A 4,620-nucleotide genomic window follows, 5' to 3' on the forward strand; every position below is an offset into this window, starting at 1 on the left:
ACTTGAAGCTGAATCATATAATTCGGTAAAGCAAAATCACAAAATGTTAGTTGAACCTGAATTAAGCTATTAGCTTTTAGCACTTAGCTATTAGCTCAATGATTACAAGATGTTTGATATTATGCATGTCTACTCGATGGGTGTTGTTACTAATCAACGTAAAGTCCTGATTATTAAATGCTAATTGCTAATAGCTAACTGCTAATCGCTCAGCTTAGGTTGAAGAATCATTAAGTGCTGAAAGAAATAACCGTGATGAAAAATGGACCAAGAGCATAGCAGTGGGTAGCAAAGGATTTGTTAAGGGGGTGAAATCAATTCTCGGTGGACTTGCCAGACCTTCATCTTCCTATAATGGCTTTTTTGAGGTTGAAAACGACGATATAGACGGCGAAAACGCCTATTGTTGGAACTTTAATGTAGTATAATCAATACGATAGCGTGGCCCACCCGACCCCAATTAAAATCTGTTAATAAAAGGTTTTAAAATTACGGAGGGTGAATGGAAAATCAGGAGCTGACAGAAGTAATTCTTGGTGCATGTTTTGTTGGTGTTAAAGCTTTAAAACCATAACAGAACTTGTTTGTTTTTGACCTGTCAGATTTGATCAGATTGTATCTGCGGCAAATAAAGATTTGTGGTTTTAAGAAGTTGGAATGGTTAAGGACAGGGCTTATGATGCTGCATTTGTTGATGATATTGTAGCAGGTGTTCTTGGGAGCGGCTGTGGTTTTATTTAGTTTCTTAAGAGCGTCCCGCCCTTCCTTTTACAGTTCTTTACTTTTAGGTACAAGGAAAGTTATTGAATTATTTAAGGACGTCCCCCTTCACAGTTATATTGCTCAGTATAGTAACAAAGGTGCCAGCGACCCCTATTCCTGTTAAGCGCGTATAAAAAAAGGATGCATATTATGAAAACAATGATGAAAATTCCCTTAGTTCTTGAACCACAAAAGGAAGGCGGTTGGACAATAACCAGTCCTTTAGTTCCTGAATTGGTGACAGAGATCGATGAACTCAATAATCTGAATTCATGTGTTCATGATGCACTTGCTGCTGTCATTGAACTATACCAGGATATGGGAAAACAATTTCCTGAGAATTTACGAGCCGATAAAGCTGATGCTCCTGTATGCTTTGAGTCTTTGGTTATGGCTGAAGGATGAATTACAGAGAGTTCACAAAAAAGCTGCGGGCAATTGGATGTCGTGAATTAAAACGGCGTGGCGGCGGATCGCATCGAAAATGGTTTAACCCATCGACAGGAAGAGGAACAATCATTCCGGATTGGGGTCAAAAAGATTTGAAAGTAGGCACGATCACAGCAGCTTGCAGACAACTTGGGATTAGCAAAACTTCTTTGTGATAAATGGATTGTCCAATAAGGTAACAAAGGTGCCAGCGGCCCCCATTAGGCAGAATATTATAGGCAAATCGCTTTTGTAATTCACGGGGTGGAGCAATGAGTATCCTGGGCCGTGGCCCTTTTCAAAATCAACACCGTCCCCATAAACCCGAAAATAGCTGCTCCAACCCTATACATTATACTCGCGCAGAGGCGCTAAAAAGGACAAAAGCGAAAAATGGGGCATCGGCTTTTAATGTTTTTATTTTTAATCTTCGCGTCTTCGCGCAAGCGCTCCGCCGTGGCAAGCCCGGAACCTAATATCCAGTACCTACAAAATATGCTTTATCCGTGCAAATCTGTGTAAATCTGTGGCAAAAAATCCTTTGCGGCTTTGCGCGATAAACATTTTGTGCGTTTTGTGGTTAAAAAGACAGAGAAAGTTATAATTTTATGGACGTCCACAAAAACACCGTCCCCAAAAACACCCTAATGGCTTTTTTGAGGTTGAAAACGATGATATAGACGGTGAAAACGCCTATTGTTGGAACTTTAATGAAGTATAATCAATACGATAGCGTGGCCCGACCCCAATTCCATTCACAGCTTCACCGGGGGCTGTCCCAGATGTTTATTAAACCTTAAATCTTATAATCCTATGAACATAAAAAAAATCACAGACCAGTTGATCACCCACGAAGGCCTGGAATTAAAACCATACAATTGACCTGCAGGCAAGCTCACCATTGGTGTGGGCAGAAATCTGGAAGACAAAGGCATAAAAAAAAGAAGCAGTAATGCTGCTTGAAAATGATATTCAGGAGTGCATTGCAGATCTGCAAAAGATTTTCCAGGATGACCAGGACAAAGAAAACAGGTTTGATCTGCTACCGGAACAAGCACAAATGGTTCTGGTGGATATGTGGTTTAATCTTGGGTATCAAGGATTCAGAAAGTTTGAAAACATGATAACAGCAGTAAGACAGCAGGACTTTCTCAGCGCTGCCCGGGTAATGAAAGACTCCCGCTGGTATCATCAGGTCGGTAAAAGAGCGGAGCGCCTTAAAGAAATGATGCAGAATTCAACAGATTCCACAGACCCAGCATCCTGATCCTTAAAATGCTGTTTTTGCCCCCGAAAAGTGGCTTTTAAGAGGCAAAAACATGCATTTTTGGATCGAATTGCCTTTAATAACAAGCACTTAAGTTGGTCAGACCCCGCTTTCTATGGGTCACTTTGGATCCGGGATGGGCCTTCTAAGGCCTGAACTTGGTTTATTTGAGGGATTTTTGTATATGATTTTAGATGATTGCGTAGGTCCGACCGACGCGCAGTTTCACTATCCAGCCGAAGCTGGAGAAGCTCGGACTCTATATTATAGAAGGGATATAATAGGTAGAGCAGATCAAGCAGCGCCTTTTCTCTGGTCGCATAGGGGATTGTCCGGCCGTCTGCAATTGAGCGGGGGAAATAGCCGAACATCAAATCGCTCTTGATGTTTTTTTAGGAGTACTCACCGAATTCGTTGGTAAACGATGCGGTTTTCAGAGATGTGACGCTGGTTATCTGGACTACTGATGTTGGAGGTGTATGGTTTAAAAAACAGGGCGGGGTATAGCGGGATATTCAGACGGGTTTATGATTACCCCTTGCAACATAACTTAACTTGTAACACAAAGGTCCGATTCCGGAACAACAATAGGATAAGCTGAAATATATAAGGCCAATACAATTATGACCCAGAAAGATCAAGATCCAATATTTGTCTTAGATGCAGGATGGAGCACTACACGCGTATTGAGCAATTTTCAACCGGAGATTGAGAATCCTGCCCAGAGCAAGGTCCAGACCCGGATGTTTCTCCCGGAAGGTGAAGGTCGGCAGGGCGAGGGCGGGCTTCGGAAGAAAGGATACTTTAAGCACAGCTATGAGGTTGTTGATGGAAAGTGGTACATTACGGACAATTTTAGTCTGAAAGATGATTGGCCGAAGGTACCGGTGGATTTCGAAATCCCTGCAGATGTGCAGGACCTGGTTCAAGCAAACCTTTTTCATAAGGACCAGGGCGGATCGCAAACTCAGGATGTGGAGCTGAAAAAATCTGCTGACTCTGCATTAGCCAATGCCAAATCAAAATCAATTCTCGGTGGACTTGCCAGGCCTTCATCTTTCTATAATGGCTTTTTTGAGGTTGAAAACGATGATATAGACGGCGAAAACGCCTATTGTTGGAACTTTAATGCAGTATAGTCAATACGATAGCGTGGCCCGACCCCAAAAGTCATATCGGCGCGGTGATACCCATTGCGGCTGGGTGGAAGGATCAGGTTTGGGTTCCTGGGGAACTGATTTTTCTTGTAATAAGACCTGACTAATGGTAACCTAAATGTTACCTTTGAAATATCGTATGATAGAGGTAAAAGAATATGTAGATGAGTCGGGCAAATCGCCTTATGCCAAGTGGCACAATCGCTTGAATGCCAGGGCGGCAGTGAAGGTGTCTGCTGCATTGTACAGGCTTGAGCAAGGCAACTTTTCAAACACAAAAGGCGTTGGTGGTGGAATTTTCGAGTACAAAATTGATTTTGGTCCTGGCTACCGCATCTATTTCGGAAAAGATGGCGAGCGTATTGTGATCATTTTAGGTGGCGGTACAAAGAAACGCCAAAATCAAGATATCGATGCCGCAAAAATACACTGGCAGGATTATAAAGCCCGAAAACGCCAAAGTGAGTGAGGTATTGCAATGGTTTTAACCAGAAATTTTCGAGAGACCATACAGGCTCGTGCCAAAAAGGACCCTGCATATCGCGAGGCTATGCTGACCGAGGCAGTAGGCAGCTTTTTATCCGGTGATGTGGATGTAGGAAAAGCTTTATTGCGAGACTACATCAAGGCTACAGTCGGCTTTGAAACACTCAGCAGACAGATCAATAAGCCGAGCAAAAGTCTTCATCGGATGCTGAGCCCTTCCGGCAATCCTGGCGCACACAATTTTTTTGAGATTCTCAGTTGTTTACAGAATAATGAAGGTTTCGAACTCGTGGTTACTGCCCGTCATATGTCGTCATGGGGTCGGACCGATGCAACCACTTGAACTGTTACAGTTGGATCTTGATCTCAAGATATTTCACATGGATTACCTTGGCATACAGCAAGACAGGATCGCAAAAAGATTGGGACAAAGCAGAGAAACGATCCGGGACCATTTGGCGAAAATGGCAGCACTGCCAAATCCGCCGAATGCCGACTTATCCAGAGGCTTCACCGTCT

The 4,620-nt window shown here is 43.0% G+C and carries 7 protein-coding genes; all 7 read left to right on the plus strand.

Going from position 1 to position 4,620, the window contains the following annotated elements:
* The first annotated feature begins 912 nt into the window (after window positions 1-912).
* Window positions 913-1,167 (plus strand): type II toxin-antitoxin system HicB family antitoxin, encoded by a 255-nt coding sequence (locus U9P07_03470; GenBank protein ID MEA2108460.1) that lies wholly within the window; start codon window positions 913-915, stop codon window positions 1,165-1,167.
* Window positions 1,164-1,367 (plus strand): type II toxin-antitoxin system HicA family toxin, encoded by a 204-nt coding sequence (locus tag U9P07_03475; protein ID MEA2108461.1) that lies wholly within the window; start codon window positions 1,164-1,166, stop codon window positions 1,365-1,367. Before U9P07_03470 ends, U9P07_03475 begins: the two co-directional genes overlap by 4 nt.
* Window positions 1,368-2,143: 776 nt before the next feature.
* Window positions 2,144-2,458, plus strand: a complete 315-nt coding sequence (locus U9P07_03480) for a glycoside hydrolase family protein (protein ID MEA2108462.1) — start codon at window positions 2,144-2,146, stop codon at window positions 2,456-2,458.
* 623 nt (window positions 2,459-3,081) lie between these two features.
* The gene (locus U9P07_03485; GenBank protein ID MEA2108463.1) at window positions 3,082-3,597 is read left to right on the plus strand and encodes a hypothetical protein; all 516 of its coding nucleotides are present in this window, start codon (window positions 3,082-3,084) and stop codon (window positions 3,595-3,597) included.
* Window positions 3,598-3,754: 157 nt separating this feature from the next.
* Window positions 3,755-4,084, plus strand: a complete 330-nt coding sequence (locus U9P07_03490) for a type II toxin-antitoxin system RelE/ParE family toxin (protein MEA2108464.1) — start codon at window positions 3,755-3,757, stop codon at window positions 4,082-4,084.
* Between the two features lie 9 nt (window positions 4,085-4,093).
* Entirely contained in the window at window positions 4,094-4,444 is a 351-nt protein-coding gene (locus U9P07_03495) for a transcriptional regulator (GenBank protein MEA2108465.1), read from the plus strand.
* A partial coding sequence (locus U9P07_03500; protein ID MEA2108466.1) for a hypothetical protein occupies window positions 4,431-4,620 on the plus strand: 190 nt, incomplete at its 3' end. The genes U9P07_03495 and U9P07_03500, both read left to right, overlap by 14 nt.

The sequence above is a fragment of the Pseudomonadota bacterium genome, assembly GCA_034660915.1.
GTDB lineage: Bacteria > Desulfobacterota > Anaeroferrophillalia > Anaeroferrophillales > Anaeroferrophillaceae > DQWO01.

What these genes read in the sequence shown, in the direction of transcription:
- U9P07_03475 (MEA2108461.1), top strand. Translation starts at nt 1,164, where the DNA reads ATGAATTACAGAGAGTTCACAAAAAAGCTGCGGGCAATTGGATGTCGT.
- U9P07_03480 (MEA2108462.1), top strand. Translation starts at nt 2,144, where the DNA reads ATGCTGCTTGAAAATGATATTCAGGAGTGCATTGCAGATCTGCAAAAG.
- U9P07_03490 (MEA2108464.1), top strand. Translation starts at nt 3,755, where the DNA reads ATGATAGAGGTAAAAGAATATGTAGATGAGTCGGGCAAATCGCCTTAT.
- U9P07_03495 (MEA2108465.1), top strand. Translation starts at nt 4,094, where the DNA reads ATGGTTTTAACCAGAAATTTTCGAGAGACCATACAGGCTCGTGCCAAA.
- U9P07_03485 (MEA2108463.1), top strand. Translation starts at nt 3,082, where the DNA reads ATGACCCAGAAAGATCAAGATCCAATATTTGTCTTAGATGCAGGATGG.
- U9P07_03470 (MEA2108460.1), top strand. Translation starts at nt 913, where the DNA reads ATGAAAACAATGATGAAAATTCCCTTAGTTCTTGAACCACAAAAGGAA.